General features: G+C 45.9%; 7 protein-coding genes and 1 pseudogene. 4 read left to right on the top strand and 4 right to left on the bottom strand.

Annotated elements, in window-relative coordinates; all coding sequences use genetic code 11:
• Window positions 1-247 precede the first annotated feature (247 nt).
• Both HFV01_RS02895 and HFV01_RS02890 read left to right on the top strand, forming a co-directional pair.
• Window positions 248-733, top strand: a complete 486-nt coding sequence (locus tag HFV01_RS02895) for an allophycocyanin subunit alpha-B (RefSeq protein ID WP_006616661.1) — start codon at window positions 248-250, stop codon at window positions 731-733.
• A gap of 162 nt (window positions 734-895) precedes the next feature.
• Complete coding sequence (locus HFV01_RS02890; RefSeq protein WP_006669501.1) at window positions 896-1516, top strand: PQQ-binding-like beta-propeller repeat protein; 621 nt, start codon at window positions 896-898, stop codon at window positions 1514-1516.
• Between the two features lie 534 nt (window positions 1517-2050).
• On the opposite strand, the gene phaB is transcribed toward HFV01_RS02890, so the two are convergent.
• The 3 genes from phaB to HFV01_RS02875 all read right to left on the bottom strand — a co-directional run bounded on the left by phaB (window position 2051) and on the right by HFV01_RS02875 (window position 7367).
• Window positions 2051-2773 carry an acetoacetyl-CoA reductase PhaB gene (gene phaB / locus HFV01_RS02885; protein ID WP_006623602.1) on the bottom strand — a complete coding sequence of 241 codons (723 nt, stop codon included), beginning with the start codon at window positions 2771-2773 and terminating at the stop codon, window positions 2051-2053.
• 27 nt (window positions 2774-2800) lie between these two features.
• The gene (phaA, locus tag HFV01_RS02880; RefSeq protein ID WP_193520812.1) at window positions 2801-3991 is read right to left on the bottom strand and encodes an acetyl-CoA acetyltransferase PhaA; all 1191 of its coding nucleotides are present in this window, start codon (window positions 3989-3991) and stop codon (window positions 2801-2803) included.
• Window positions 3992-4190: 199 nt separating this feature from the next.
• Window positions 4191-7367, bottom strand: a complete 3177-nt coding sequence (locus HFV01_RS02875) for a sll1366 family intein-prone helicase (protein WP_006623600.1) — start codon at window positions 7365-7367, stop codon at window positions 4191-4193.
• Window positions 7368-7686: 319 nt separating this feature from the next.
• Between HFV01_RS02875 and HFV01_RS30095 the strand changes: the two are divergent.
• Both HFV01_RS30095 and HFV01_RS02865 read left to right on the top strand, forming a co-directional pair.
• Window positions 7687-8078 (top strand): annotated as a pseudogene (locus HFV01_RS30095) (zinc ribbon domain-containing protein); the annotation flags it as partial.
• Between the two features lie 370 nt (window positions 8079-8448).
• Window positions 8449-10611 carry a polyribonucleotide nucleotidyltransferase gene (locus HFV01_RS02865; RefSeq protein WP_008054097.1) on the top strand — a complete coding sequence of 721 codons (2163 nt, stop codon included), beginning with the start codon at window positions 8449-8451 and terminating at the stop codon, window positions 10609-10611.
• 265 nt (window positions 10612-10876) lie between these two features.
• On the opposite strand, the gene HFV01_RS02860 is transcribed toward HFV01_RS02865, so the two are convergent.
• Entirely contained in the window at window positions 10877-15301 is a 4425-nt protein-coding gene (locus HFV01_RS02860) for a Calx-beta domain-containing protein (protein WP_193520811.1), read from the bottom strand.
• Between the last annotated feature and the right edge of the window lie 194 nt (window positions 15302-15495).

The raw sequence follows: 15495 nt of genomic DNA, 5'->3' as shown, positions 1-15495 counted from the left end.
GGAAGCCTTATGGGAAAGCGCGAGTTAACGACTCCCTCAGACCGGGACAATCTGTTCATGATGCGATCGCCAGAATATATCAGTGGGTCAACCTGAATAATACTAGTAAGCATAAGCCGTACCGATAACCCCCAGCATTTAGACTAGGATCGGTATGAGGGGAAACTTTAATGTACCATTCTCAATAGGGGGGTAGGCTGTCAAGGCTATCTCGACCGGAAATTATTGTTTATCTGTTTGAAAAACGATGACTGTAGTAAGCCAAGTTATTCTCAAGGCCGACGATGAACTCCGTTACCCGACCACTGGGGAACTCAAGAATATTAGTGATTTCTTGAAAACTGGTGAGCAAAGGTTGCGGATTGTCGATACACTTACCGAAAACGAAAAAAAGATTGTTGACCGTGCTAGTGCACAACTGTGGAAGAAGCGCCCAGATTTTATTGCCCCCGGTGGTAATGCCGCTGGACAGCGGGAACGTTCCTTGTGTTTGCGGGACTATGGCTGGTATCTGCGTGTAATTACCTATGGCATTCTGTCTGGAGATAAAGATCCTATTGAAAGCATTGGCTTGATTGGGGTTAAGGAAATGTACAATTCTCTGGGTGTTCCTATGCCGGGAATGGTAGAGGCTATCCGTTGCCTCAAGGAAGCATCTCTGGCGCTTTTGGATGATGAAGATGCTAAGGAGGCAGCCCCTTACTTTGACTTTATTATCCAAGCTATGTCCTAACTAGGGATTGTTTGGGTTTTTGGCTATAGGCACAAACAACCCCATGTCTAAAGGCTATTGTTGGGCGATCGCATCCCAGGGTCGGCATGGGGTTGATTTTGTTAATTATTTGGCTATGATGGGTCTGCCATCAGATCTTTAAAACTGAAGGAGTCGGTGTTAATGAGTATTAATAGAACAGAGATAAATTGGGAACACATCGGTCATGCTAACTATGTGGTCGCTATGGCTGCCATGGATGGTGCCCTTTATGCAATTACTCAAGATTATAAGTTGTGGATTAGGGTGGCTGTCCCTGGGGATATTAACTGGCAGGTGATTGGTCAGGCTAATCAGGCTGTCGCTATGGCTGCCGCTAATAATATGTTATTTGCTGCTACCCAAGATGGCTCCTTCTGGGTCCGTGAAGGGGTGGCTGAGGATATCAAATGGGATAAGATTGGTCAGGCTGAGAAGGTGATAGCCATGACCGCCAGTGACGGTAATCTCTATGCCGTTACTTCGGATAATAAGTTATTGACTCGGGAGGTCAATACTGAGGATATTCCTTGGGTCGAGATTGGTCATGCTAATAATGTGGTGGGATTAACTGCTACGGGTGGAAAACTTTATGCTGCTACTTCTGACAATAATCTCTGGATGCGCGATACTGTCCACGAGGATTTGATCTGGCAGCAAATTGGTCATGCTAATAATGTGGTGGCTATGGCTGCTAGTGAAGGGAAATTGTTTGCTGCTACTTCTGATAATCGTTTATGGATACGTCCGTCTGAGGCTTCTTAACGGGATAATTGATCACCCGACTTTAGGGTGCGTCAGACCCCCCGACTATGGCGATGAGAACCGGATAATTATCAACTGACGCACCTTCACCTTCCCCCTTCCCCTGTAATTCCCCGGTGGGGTAGGGCGAGTTTATAGCTCTGGTCGCGGGGAATTGAGAATTTACAGCAGAGGCGCGCCCCTACAATTAATAATTAATTCGGAAATAGGGTTGACAGGTGGCGGGGAGTAGTGGTACAATATTGACATATTCTTAAATAATTGGATATTTGCAAAAATAAAAAAAATGTCAATACTCCGATTATCTAATATAATACCACGATTCAGCGACAAAAGCAAGCAACCCCGCCAAAAAAAATTTTTCGCAACATTTATTAATTTTTGTTTACAAAACTTAACATAGTGTGAGTTTTGAACAAGCGATCGCGAATTATGGGGATTATGGAGTGGCGGGTTATAGTGGAGGTTTTGAAAAACGGAAATCCGACTAATAAACCCGCCGCCATTTAGGAGTAGCTAACCGCGATGAAAAGCCTAGGTATGGTGAGCGCCATTAACACGCAATACCTCTCCGGTGACATAACTACTAGCGACAGGAGAGAGTAAAAAAGCGACAGCCCAGGCGATATCTTCAGGTTCACCAAAACGCCGGAAAGGAATTTCTGCGGTAATTTTATCGCGGACTTTATCAGGGATTTTTTGAGTCATTTCGGTATTAATAAAACCGGGTGCGATCGCATTAGCGCGGACATTAAAACGAGCGCCTTCCCGTGCGATAGATTTCATCATCCCAATGACAGCAGCTTTAGTGGAAGCATAATTAGTTTGTCCAGCATTACCGCGATCGCCTGAGATAGAGCTAATAGCGACGATAGAGCCAGCATTCTGGTCATACATACCTTGAATAAAAGGCTGAATGGTATTTTTCACCCCTTTAAGGTTAACAGCAATAACCTGATCCCAATCTTCATCAGTCAACTTAGTAAAGAAATTATCGCGGGTAATACCAGCATTAGCGACGACACCATAAACAGTCCCCAACTTCTCGCCAATTTCCTTAGCAGCGGACTCCATACTGTCCAACTTAGTGACATCAGCTTTAAGCGCCAGTCCACCTGGGGGAGTTTCCCCGTCAATGACATCAATAGATGCAACTTTCGCGCCAAACTCGACCAATAACTTCACAATAGCCGCGCCGATACCCCGTGCGCCGCCAGTGACAATAATCACCTTATCCTCAAGTCCTAAAGAAACCATTTATCCTCCTTAAAAAAACCGAAAAAACTAGACACGCTCAATAGCAAAAGCCGTACCGCCACCAGTACCATGACACAAAGCGGCGAGACCCAAACTCTTATCATGTTGTTCCAAAGCATTAAGTAAAGTCACAACAATGCGGGAACCGGAAGCGCCAATAGGGTGTCCGAGAGCGATCGCCCCACCATTAACATTCAACTTATCTTGAGAGACCCCCAACATTTTATCAAATAACAAGGTACTAACAGCAAAAGCCTCGTTATTTTCAAGCAAATCGAAATCATTAACCGACATTTTCAGGCGACCCAGTAATTTCTGAGTAGCGAAAATCGGCACTTCTGGAAACCGCCAACTTTCACCACCAGCCCAAGCGCCTCCCAGCACTTTAGCCAGAGGTTTCAAGCCATACTTTTGTACAGCAGCCTCACTAGCCAAAATAATCGCCGCCGCACCATCAGAAATTTGGGAACTATTCCCAGCAGTCAAGACCCCATCTTTCTGAAAAGCTGGACGCAACTTAGCCAAACTTTCCAAAGTAGTCTCAGCGCGGATACCCTCATCAGTATCAATCACCTGAGTTCCCTTACGGCTAGACACCTCAATGGGGGAGATTTCATTTTTAAACAATCCCTTTTCGGTAGCTTCCGCCGCGCGTTTTTGGGAGTAAAAAGCCACCTCGTCCAAAGCCTGACGACTGAAACCATGTTCAGCCGCCAAACGTTCAGTTTCATCCCCCATACCGTCTCCGGTAGTAGAGTCTGTCAAACCATCATAAAGCAGAATATCCATCAACTGCTCTGGGGCTCCCATAAGGAACTTATAACCCCACCTAGCGCGGTGAGACAAAAAGAACCCCGTTTGCGACATACACTCAGTCCCCCCTGCCAGCACTAGATCAGCCTCTCCGGCTTTAATAGTGTAGCAGCCATTAATCAGACTCATCATAGCAGAAGAACAAACCATATCAATGGCATATCCATCGACTGTAGCGGGTATACCTGCTTTCAAAGCAGCTTGACGGGGTATTAGTTGTCCGTGTCCTGCTCGCAACACATTTCCGAAAATATAAAGATCCAAGTTTTCACCGGAAACCCCAGCTTTCGCCAGTGCGGCTTTCATTGCATGAGCGCCTAGGTCAGCCGGAGAAAATCCAGATAACCCCCCCCCAAACCTACCTAGGGGGGTGCGTGTGGCGGAGACGATATAAACTTCTGTCATTAGTCCTCCCAAAATACCCAGTTCGATACTAATTCATCGAATTTTGCAGTTGTACTCTATCACTGGCTGTTGAACTGAAGGGAATTTGTTAGGTTTTTTTAACTTATGCTGGACTTGTAGGGGAAAATATGGAGAATTACCCAGAAGTCCAGCGGTAGGTCTGTTGGTTTGAGGGGACGGAGAGGGGACGGAGGAAAGTTTAGGTTTCTTCGGACTCTTCGATAATGGAACTTCTGTCTAAAATCAATAGGTTTCTGAGTTGGTCGGTATCCATTTCGGTGAGCCAGTCTTCGCCGGAACTAACTACTTGTTCGGCTAAGGCTTGTTTACTTTCTATGAGGTCATGGATTTTTTCTTCTAAGGTTCCGGTACAGACAAATTTATGCACTTGTACATTGCGAGTTTGACCAATCCGAAATACCCTATCGGTGGCTTGATTTTCTACGGCTGGGTTCCACCAACGGTCAAAGTGAAATACATGGTTAGCGCGGGTTAGGTTTAAACCGACTCCCCCAGCTTTGAGAGATAAAATCATCACCGGAGGTCCCTGGGGGTCTTGTTGAAAGCGATCGACCATTTGTTCTCGCTGAAGTTTCCGCGTTCCCCCATATAAAAACAGGATTTCTCGATTTAACTTGGCTTCTAAATAGGGTTTTAAGAGTTTACCCCATTCGGCGAATTGGGTGAAAATCAAAGCGCGATCGCCTTCTGATATTAACTCCTCTAACATTTCATTTAAACGCTGCAACTTCCCAGAATAGTTGGGGTTTAGGGTTGGCGATTCTTTCTTGGCTTTGGTTTTCGCACCTAATAATAAGGGATGATTACAAACCTGCTTTAATTTTACCAATAATCCTAAAATCATCCCGCGTCTTTGTATCCCGGTAGAAGATTCAATTTCTGAGAGTGATTCATCTACCAACTTTTGATATAAACTAGCCTGTTCTTTGGAAAGAGAACAAAATACGTTATTTTCTTGCTTTTCGGGTAAATCTTGAATAATATCTTTATCGGTTTTGAGGCGACGCAGAATAAAAGGTTGTACGAGCGATCGCAAAATTTGCAATGATTCAGTATCCCCATACTTTTCAATGGGAATAGCAAAGCGACGCTGAAAAAATGGTCGTTGTCCTAGATAACCAGGATTCAAAAACTCCAAAATTGACCATAACTCAGATAACCGATTTTCTACGGGAGTTCCAGTTAAAGCAATTTTAAAATCTGCCTCTAATGTCTTGACTGTTTTCGATTGTTTGGCTTCGGGATTTTTAATATTTTGCGCTTCATCTAAAACCACACCCTGCCATTTTACTGATTGTAATTCGGACTGGTCTCGATAGGTCAAAGCATAGCTAGTAATTACCAAGTTTTTGCCTTTAATAGCCGGGGGAAAAGCCTTTCCTTTGGCTCGTTTATCTCCATGATGAACCAAGGTATTTAAACTGGGTCCAAACCTCTTAACTTCCCGTTCCCAGTTCCCTAAAACGGAGGTAGGACAAACCAATAAAACTGGATTTATCAGATTTTCTTGTAGCTGTAAATGTAGCAAAAAAGCAATCAATTCTATGGTTTTTCCCAACCCCATATCATCAGCCAAACAAGCACCCAGACCCCATTCTTGCAGAAAATTCAACCAACCCGCACCTCGGGCTTGATAAGGTCTTAACTCTCCCTTAAAAGTGGGGGGAGTAGCGATCGCATCAATGGTACGATTATCAGTTAAAGCAGTTAACAAGTCCGCCAACTTCCCTCCAGCTTCAAAATCAACGACAGGGAGTCGTTCAATAGTTTGAGTATCTCCAGTAGATAAACGCAAAGCATCTTCCAGAGAAAGATTCATCTGTTCTTTCCGACTCGCAAAAAAAGCCTGAGCGGCTTTAATGTCTCGTTCTCGCAACTCGACCCATTCACCGTTAACCTCAACTAGCGGACTATTTTTTGCCACCAAACGGTCAAATTCTGCCTTAGATAAACTTTGACCACCTATGGCTAACTCCCATTTAAAATTTAACAGACTTTTTAAGCCAATTTTACCCTGAGTTTTACCCTTAGGAGTATTTGCTTTAATCCGCAAACCCAAACGACTCGCCCAACCTTCACGATTACTTAATCCTGGTGGTAAAATGACCCCCAAGCCACTATCATTAAATCGCCAAGCTACACGAGTAATAAACTCATAAACCTGACCAGATTCGAGCCAGCCGCCCTGGGGACTAGCTTCTGACAAACTCTTCTCCATCAGCGGATATAATTTACAAGCTAATCCTAAACCAGCCAGGAGAGTTTCTTGGGGATAACGAATCGTCCTTTCCCGATAAATAAAAGCCTCAACTGGGTGTTCCCAAATAGTCGCCGCCTCAACGACAAAATCAGGGTCATCAATAGCCTGTAAACCATATTCTAAACGCCAGTCTTTAGTTTTTCCCTGGGGAGGTTGCAGACTAAAACTCGCCCTAAATAGGGTTTGTTCGACCAAAGACTGTTGGAGGGGAAACATCCAATTCTCTAAGCTGGTCTGGAGGGTATCTATTTCCTCCGTATCAGCTTCTATGTAGCCGCCAGCATCATCGGCTAAACCATGCAACCACATTCTAACCACAGGGGTGAGAATGGCTACATTAGTTAAGGCTTTGCGTTCGACTTCTTGGGCAATAGGACGCACCTGGCAATCAATGATTGCCCCTAAAGCCCCTAATATCAAATCCTCAGCCCTTCCGGGCAAAAATAGGGCAGAAAAGATAGATGAGCCCTTCTGTGGCTGTAGGGGCGATAAACCGGACATTCTACAAACGGTCGGCATTAAGCCAGCAAATTTTAACAGGCGGGCGCGATCTGTGGCACTATCAAGAATGGGCTGCCATTGGGCGATCGCTTTTGAGTCACTGGCGCTAATCACAGGTAAAAATTTACGCCTAGCCAGAAGGTCTAAACTCCAGCGGTTTACATGAGACCAAAACCGGACATCCTCTCCTAACCAGTCTAAATCTATCGCACCTAAAGGTAAGGACTCGAACAGGTCAAAAGCATCACTGGGGTTCAGCCGATACCCGGTAACTAACCAAGGATACAGGTAGATATCTGCGGCTTCTGCGGCTTCTGTGGCGGCGGAATGAATGGGGGTAAGATGACCAGTATGGCTGTCAATATGGGTGGGAAGGGGGATCGCTTCTGTGATAGTCTCGGGAGAGAGTTTAGATAAGGCTATATCTTGCCCGAGAGACCATTGGGAGAGTTCCTCCTCGGTCATAGCGAAACTATAGGGCGCTATTTCCGACGGGTTGTCCTGTTGTGCGCCACCCCCCCGCCAAGTTTCCCCCCAAATGAAGACATAACTATCGTCCGGGTTAATCCGCCAAGTTCCATGTAAAATAGCCATATTGCCCCCCAGTATCTACTAGCAACCGGTTAAATTCTAAGCGATCGCGTGCTATGGTCGCTCTGTTCTTCAGAATTAGCCCAATTTCGAGAAATATTAGCTCTGGTTCAAACTTTCCAGAAGTGATATACAATAGGTGTCAACATCCGAGAGCTTAATTTAATCGCAGATTAGTTGAACCAATTAGGGCGATGCGCTACCATACCAAGTATGGTGCGAGACCTTCGGGTATGAAATAGAGCTGAAATGGGCGAAATAACTACCCGGTGAGGACTTCAACCCCTTGGTTGATTGGGTCGCATCCCTGACCATCCCATAACACAGCCTGATTTTTTGGCCCACCTTCGAGACTTCCAATATGGTTGCCAAGGTGAAGCGTCTAATCAGGTCTAAGACTGCCCGACCCATGCTGACATGGGCGCATTATCGATTCAAACTAACCCTGAGACATCAAGGGGAAATAACTGAACAGTTGTAGATGTGACCGAAGAATACACCAGCAAAACCTGTACTCACTGTGGTCATGTCCATTCCTAGCTAGGTGGCTCAAAAGTGTTCCGATGTCCGGAGTGCGGGTTCACTCTACCACGGGACTGGGACGGTGCTTTTGGAATCTTTCTAAAAGCTTTGCGGGATACCGCCTCTGTTACCTTAACGGGTAATAGTGCTATCGTCGCATTGTCCGGGAACAACCGGAAAAATGTCGCGTAAATGTATCAGTCCCTTGATATCTCTTGATGTAAACATCAGATGATCACAAACAGTCTGGCTTACAGCTAGGCTAATTACTGATTGACTGATTAAACCCCTCCCACGCTCGATGTGTCAACTGTGCCAACATAGCTGAAAATGTATCTTTAAAGGTGGCAGCAGCGATCGGTACTGAAAAATAAAAAATAGGCAGGAAAAATTTTCAGCCTGGGGTATGACTCCCCCATAATGGGGCGGGGAGATCTTTAACCCATTGCGATCGCATCTACAAAAACTGGATAGGCGGATACCTGGGATGGTTCCCCTGTTTTTGCTTAGGTGGGTGTCAAGATGGTGAGAATTTGTGATAGCAGGAAGGAAGAGAAAATAGATGCAAGAAATTGATAAGTCGATATCCTTTGATGGACGGGATATTAGACTCAAGATTGGATTACTAGCGCCGCAGGCGGGGGGAGCCCTGTTAGTAGAATCAGGAGATACATCAGTTCTGGTAACAGCAACTCGTGCAGAAGGAAGACCGGGAATTGATTTCCTGCCCCTATTAGTAGATTATGAGGAAAGACTTTATGCTGGTGGTCGTATCCCCGGCGGATTTCTACGGAGAGAGGGTCGCCCCCCAGATCGCGTTACTCTCACCAGTCGCTTGATTGACCGCCCCCTACGTCCTCTCATTCCCGGTTGGATTAGAGATGATATTCAAATAGTTGCCACTACTTTGTCTATGGATGAGCAAGTACCACCGGATGTTCTGGCGGTAACAGGTGCTTCTGTGGCTGTGTTGTTGGCGCGAATTCCTTTTTATGGACCTATGGCGGCGGTGCGTGTGGGATTAGTGGGAGATGATTTCATTATTAATCCTACCTACAAGGAAATTAGAAACGGTGACCTCGATTTGGTGGTGGCTGGGTCGCCCCAAGGTGTGGTCATGGTGGAGGCGGGGGCTAATGAATTGCCAGAACATGATGTGATTGAGGCGATCGATTTCGGTTATGAGGCGGTCATGGATTTGATTAAAGCCCAAACTGAAATTATGCAGGAATTGGGGATTGAGAACCCGATCGAAGAACCGCCACCAGAAGATCCGACTTTGATAGAATTTATCCAAGAACGGGTTACAGAACCAGTTAAAAAGGTTCTGGGTCAGTTTGAGTTGACCAAAGATGAACGGGATGCTGCTCTTGATGTGATCAAAGAAGAGCAAATTGTCAGTGCGATCGCACTAATGCCAGAAGATGACCCCATTAGCTTGTTCAATACCGAAAATCCTAAAGCGGTGGGGATGATCTTTAAAGACATCACCAAAAAACTCATGCGACAGCAAATCCTCTCCGAGGGAGTGCGGGTTGATGGTCGCAATTTAGACCAGGTGCGTCCGGTGTCCTGTCGGGTGGGATTATTACCAAAACGAGTCCATGGTAGTGGTTTATTTAATCGCGGTCTAACTCAGGTCCTCTCTATTGCTACTCTGGGGACCCCCGGAGATGCTCAAGATCTTGATGACCTCCACCCCCAAGATGAAAAACGCTATATGCACCACTACAATTTCCCTCCCTATTCTGTGGGGGAAACAAGACCTATGCGATCGCCAGGACGTAGAGAAATTGGTCACGGTGCTTTGGCGGAAAGGGCTTTATTGCCTGTGCTACCATCAAAAGAGCAGTTCCCCTATGTGATTCGGATTGTCTCTGAGGTGCTATCCTCTAATGGGTCTACTTCTATGGGGTCCGTTTGTGGGTCCACTCTGGCTTTGATGGATGCTGGGGTTCCCATTGTCAAGCCTGTGAGTGGCGCGGCGATGGGTTTGATTAAAGAAGGGTCGGAAGTTCGTATCCTCACAGATATTCAAGGGATTGAAGACTTTTTGGGAGATATGGATTTTAAAGTCGCAGGTACCGATAGTGGTATCACCGCCCTACAAATGGACATGAAGATTACTGGCTTGTCCTTGGATGTAGTCGCAGATGCGATCGCCAAAGCTAAACCCGCGCGGCTGCATATTCTCGAGAAAATGCTGGAAGTCCTACCCAAACCTCGTCCTGACCTATCTCCCTTCGCACCTCGCCTGCTGACATTGAAAATTGATCCAGACTTAATCGGTCTGGTCATTGGTCCGGGAGGTAAAACCATTAAAGGAATTACCGAAGAAACAGGCGTTAAAATTGACATCGACGATGATGGCACTGTTACCATTGCCTCTACAGACAGCGAAAACGCCGCCCGCGCTTACCAAATTGTTCAGGGTATGACCCGCAAGCTAAACGCCGGAGATGTCTATGTAGGGAAAGTTACCAGGATTATTCCTATTGGTGCTTTTGTGGAAGTTCTACCTGGAAAGGAAGGCATGATTCACATTTCTCAATTAGCAGAATACCGAGTCCCCAAAGTTGAGGATGAGGTGGCTGTTGGAGATGAGGTCATCGTGAAAGTCCGCGAAATTGACCCCAAAGGTCGGATTAACTTAACCCGCCTAAAAATACACCCCGACGAAGCCGCCGCCGCCAAGGCTGCTGCTAGTAGTGGCACTGTGCAATAGTTGACCTAATTGCCCTCTCCACAAGCGTTTCCCCGCAGTAGGGGCGAAAATTGTTCGCCCCTACAATTGTTTATTAATCATCCTCGGAATCTGTGAGGGTTAATTTTACACTATATATGCGCCCACATTTTCCCATGATAATATTGTAGGTCAAGTCTCATCAGATGTCAATAGTCAATCTGGTAATTAACCACAGAGAAGGGTGAGGGGAATAGGGGAGTTATTTGTCCATAATGGACTATTCCCATATCCCCAGTTTTTCTAGTTAAAATTCCGACTCAAAAGCCCCAATATCAATGGTATCGTTGACAATGCGAGGGAATCCGAGACCCCGGCTGTCGAACTCTCCGGGATTAACAAAACCACCAGCAAAGGTATTATTCCCGGCATTAATTGCTGGTGAATTTTCCAAAAGAGCAATAGTTGGGATGAGTCCTCCATTATTAGCCAGGGGAGAGATGAGAGCATCCACAGGGTCATCTGCGCTGCCGATTATATCACCATTTACCCCATCAGTTAAGCCAGAGGCATCACTGCCATCTCCAATCAAATTACCCCCACCACTGTTAAAGGCAAATTCAGGAGCCGCTGCGGCATCAGGACCGAAGGGAGCGGTATTATTAGTAATCAAAGTATTTTGGAGACTAGCACTACCACCAATGTTGCGGACACCGCCACCACTGGCGATCGCTGTATTATCAACAATGGTACTGTTGGTCAAAGTCAGATCAGCAACAGAGTTAAAAATCCCGCCGCCGATTTGAGCCGAGTTATTAGCAATAGTGCTGTTGGTAACATTAACCTCTCCATCAATAATAATGATGCCACCACCATTAACAGCCTGATTATCAGCAATAGTGGAATCGATAACATTCAGAATTCCCGAATTAGCGATCGCCCCTCCATTATTAGCCGCATTGCCTTCAATCAGACTGCGGATAATAGTAACATTCGCATCAGTAGAGACAATAGTGATCGCACCGCCGCGACTACCAGAAGTAGTGCTTACAGAAACGTCTAGGTCAGTTCCAGGTGCCAAACCATTAGCCAACCTTAACCCATCAAAAGTCATCGTCCCCGTATTGACCCTAAACAGGCGAAACTCATCAGTCAAATCCGGATCACGCTGAATCGTCAAATTATTGGCTCCCGGACCGTCAAAATAAATATCTCCATTGAGAGTTGGTAATGCACCCACCAGATTAATTGTTCCTGATTCTGCCTCATCAAGAAAAGTAATTTTTTGTGTGCCACCAAAATTCACAGCATTGATAACCGCCTGTCGCAAAGACCCTTCAATACTGTCAAAATAGGCTTCTTCAGTCGTATCAAGACTATCAGTTAACTGCCTGACCCCAGTACCATTAGCTAGAATCGTTAATGTCCCTTGATTATCATTAGGGTCAACAATATAAAAATCAGATTCTGCCAAGCGGAAAGTCAAAGACTCATCAGCCTCCGCGTGGTCATCATCAAGCGGCACCAACTCCAGTTCAATTCTACTTTCACCATCAGGAATCGTCACCTGTGCCGTTTCCCCGTCTGTGGGAATCACTTGACCATCAATTTCGAGTTGATAATCTTCCAAAGAAATCCGATTTCCTTCCAGATCCAAAGTTATCTCAAGATCCCCAAAATTATCAGGTTCGCGACTAATCCTCAAGACCGCATTACTAGAGCGAGTGATAGTCGGAGGGTCTTGTTCCCAATCCAGACTAGACTGCACAGCATCGGGAGTAAGCACCTGTAGGGAAACTGTGGCGATATCATCATCGAGAATCGTCAAAACCGTACTAGGATTGATAGTGCCAGTCTGACCTAGGATTCGCTCCTCTCCGTCCACAATCGCCACAAAATTATCATCTAAGTCTAGTTGCAGTGTTCGGTCAGGCTGCACCAGGGTATTACCCAGAATTTCAATAGGAACCCGGGCTTGTGTTTCTCCCTGAGCAAACTGAATTGGTATCACACTACCAACAAAGTCATCTCCTTCAGTGGCTGTAATTCCAGTTAAAACCACATCCACAGAAGAGGGAGAACTCAGATCCCCGGACCGCAACAATTCCACCACCATGGTGGTATTTCGCTCATCCCCCTCTTCGACCTCATATTCAGACTGACCAAAATCATAAGTTGGGGGTGAATCATTATCGAAAATCAATAAAGTCGCAGTAGGATGAGTGACACCTGCGCGTCCCCTCGGTTCAAAATCCTCAAAAGATAAGATAATCGACTCCGTGGGTTCAGCTATTTCGTCATCAACAATTTCCAGGGGAACCCTAGCGACTTCTTGACCCGGCGCAAACTCCAACCGCACCTCAGTCTCGACAATATCAACTCCCGGCGTAGCTGGATTTTCCGGACCCGGTTGCAAAACCACAGTTACAGATGATGCATTGCTGGCATTACCACCGCGCACCACCACGACAGTCTCAGTTACACCATCATCTTCCGAGACCTCAAAAATACTGCGACTGAAATCATAGGTGGGGATATCATCATCGTCGATAATAATTAATTCAGCGGTGGGGTTCTCCTCGCCTACCAGTTCCCCTTCTGCGGGAACCAAACTTAACTCAAGATTTCGATTAGGTTGACTCACCAAATTACCAAAAATGGTGATGGGAACAGTTTGGGAAATCTGATCAGGTTGGAAATTAATAGTTATCTCCTCTGGCTCAAAATCTATTCCCGGAACAGCAGTAATACCACTTAACTCAACGGTGACTGAAGATGCTTCCCTAATTCTGCCAATTCTTTCAACAGTCACAACTTCTGTGACGTTGGTATCGGAACCCTCTAGGGTGGTGAACAAACTCTGACTGAACTCATAGCTAAATGGTCCGTCATCATCCAAAATCACTAGGGTAGCCTCGGGGTTCTGGCGGCCTGGTTGTCCCCCCTCAATTTCCCCGGCTGTACTCTCAATAAAGAAGTTGGTAAAGGATAAATTGGCGGTTCTGGTGGGGTCTGGTTCGGTATTGGGAATTAGTTCAATTTGAACGGTGGCGCTGGTTTGTCCCGCGTCGAACATGACTGGGGTGGGATCGGGAGTGGGCTCAAAATCTCGACCAGGTTCAGCAGTAATGGGTGTAATTGCCACATCGACTCGTGAGGGTGCCTCGGTGGCGAAAGAACGCTCAATGGTGACTTCCACAAATTCAGGATTATTAGGATCATCTCCCTCAACACCTATAAAACGACTGTCGCTGAAGTCATATAAAGGGGGACTGGGGGGTGGGTCATCATCTATAATAGTGCCAGTGGCCGTATTCCCTCCGATTTCGGCGATATACAAAAATCCTGAGTCGTCTAAAACGACTTCTATGGTTCTGTCTAGCTGAAAAATATCATTAGCAATGGGGGTGATCAAAAATTGGGTGGTAGTAGCGTTTTGGTCAAATATTGCGGTTCCGCGATCGCCATCAAATCTAGCAGCTCCGCTAACTGTGTAGTCTTCCCCTAAAATAGCAGTCCCACCTATAGAAAAATCTACGGCTATAGGCACTCCCAAAGAATCTGGTGTGCGGGTTAATGTATAAACTAAACTGTCCCCACTATCTTCTTCTACGGCTTCCGGTTCAATACTGAGACTCACCTGAGAAGTTGATGGCAGATTTAGCGCCGGTAACTGTGGAATGGGTGTCGGGGTCGGTTCTGGGGGCGGGGGCGGTTCTGGGGCGGGTTCATCATCTTGGATGTTAATGATAAACTCATTCCTTTGGCCAATACTGGCTCCCCCAGAGGGATCGGCTAGGGTTAAGGTAACTGGTCTCGGTCCGTCAGGGGTATCGTTATCGACTATAGAAACGGTAAATTCTTTGAAGGTTTCAAAGGGTTCAAAAATTACGGGAATTTCTGCGATCACGTCAGCGGTGCTATCACCAGCTACTACTAGAGTTGCTCCTACTCTATCAAGAGGAGATCCGGTTCTGGTGATGGGGATTTGCAATAATGACTGATTTTCGTCAGCGTTGACGCTATCTTCCCAAAATTCCAAGACTGAGGTAATGCTGGTGATGGATTTGGTAAAGTTGCCACTGTTGAGAATGGTGCTATCTGTGGCTTCTAGTAGCACTAATCTCTCTCTGGTTTGGCGATCGCGAATTAGGGTATCATTCCCCTGCTGTGCAATTTCTAGATCGGCAAATTCCAGACCATTAGCTAAAGCAATTAGGTCAAACCCCGGTCTAAAGTCTGTAATTACATCGGTCTGACCGCCATTGAACCCTACACCAATTACAAATAAATCTGACCCCGCGCCCCCGGTTAAGGTGTTAAAACCACTACCTGTGTAGAGAATATCATTACCGCGATCGCCAAATAGCAGATCATCTCCCTCCCCCCCTATCAGCGTGTCAGACCCCTGACCGCCATAAATAGTGTCGTTTCCTGACCCGCCAACTATAGAGTCATTCCCCGCATTTCCCAGGATGAAATTGTTTCCTTCCCCCCCATAGATAACATCATCCCCTAACTCACCGAATAGGGTATCGTTACCTGGTCCGCCGAACAAATAATCATCCCCCTGTCCACCAAATAGCAAGTTATTGCCTTCACCGGCGAACAGCGTATCATTCCCTTGAAACCCCAAAAGGGTATCGTCCCCTGCTAGACCTTGAATTTCATCATCTTCTGAGGTTCCCAACAGTAAATCCGGGTCTGGAGTGCCAATAATAATGTTTACCATCTTAACGATACCTTTCCTTATAAGTCCTTTTTGCTAACTTGATCAAGTCAGCGCACAATATCACTTGGATTATGGATCATTGCATAATCCACATAATTCCGGATCTAACTAAGCAACTTAGCTATTCTATGCTGCTGTTGCTGTGAGGGTCTCTTGAATTGATTTAAGTTTACCCATAATTTTTTGAATATCAA

It is taken from the genome of Limnospira fusiformis SAG 85.79, from assembly GCF_012516315.1.
Lineage (GTDB): Bacteria > Cyanobacteriota > Cyanobacteriia > Cyanobacteriales > Microcoleaceae > Limnospira > Limnospira fusiformis.
This window is presented reverse-complemented; position numbering and strand designations above follow the sequence as displayed.

Bases quoted from the DNA above. Each gene is read 5' to 3' on its own strand.
- HFV01_RS02895 (WP_006616661.1), top strand. From the start codon at position 248: ATGACTGTAGTAAGCCAAGTTATTCTCAAGGCCGACGATGAACTCCGT.
- HFV01_RS02890 (WP_006669501.1), top strand. From the start codon at position 896: ATGAGTATTAATAGAACAGAGATAAATTGGGAACACATCGGTCATGCT.
- phaB (WP_006623602.1), bottom strand. From the start codon at position 2,773: ATGGTTTCTTTAGGACTTGAGGATAAGGTGATTATTGTCACTGGCGGC.
- phaA (WP_193520812.1), bottom strand. From the start codon at position 3,991: ATGACAGAAGTTTATATCGTCTCCGCCACACGCACCCCCCTAGGTAGG.
- HFV01_RS02875 (WP_006623600.1), bottom strand. From the start codon at position 7,367: ATGGCTATTTTACATGGAACTTGGCGGATTAACCCGGACGATAGTTAT.
- HFV01_RS02865 (WP_008054097.1), top strand. From the start codon at position 8,449: ATGCAAGAAATTGATAAGTCGATATCCTTTGATGGACGGGATATTAGA.
- HFV01_RS02860 (WP_193520811.1), bottom strand. From the start codon at position 15,301: ATGGTAAACATTATTATTGGCACTCCAGACCCGGATTTACTGTTGGGA.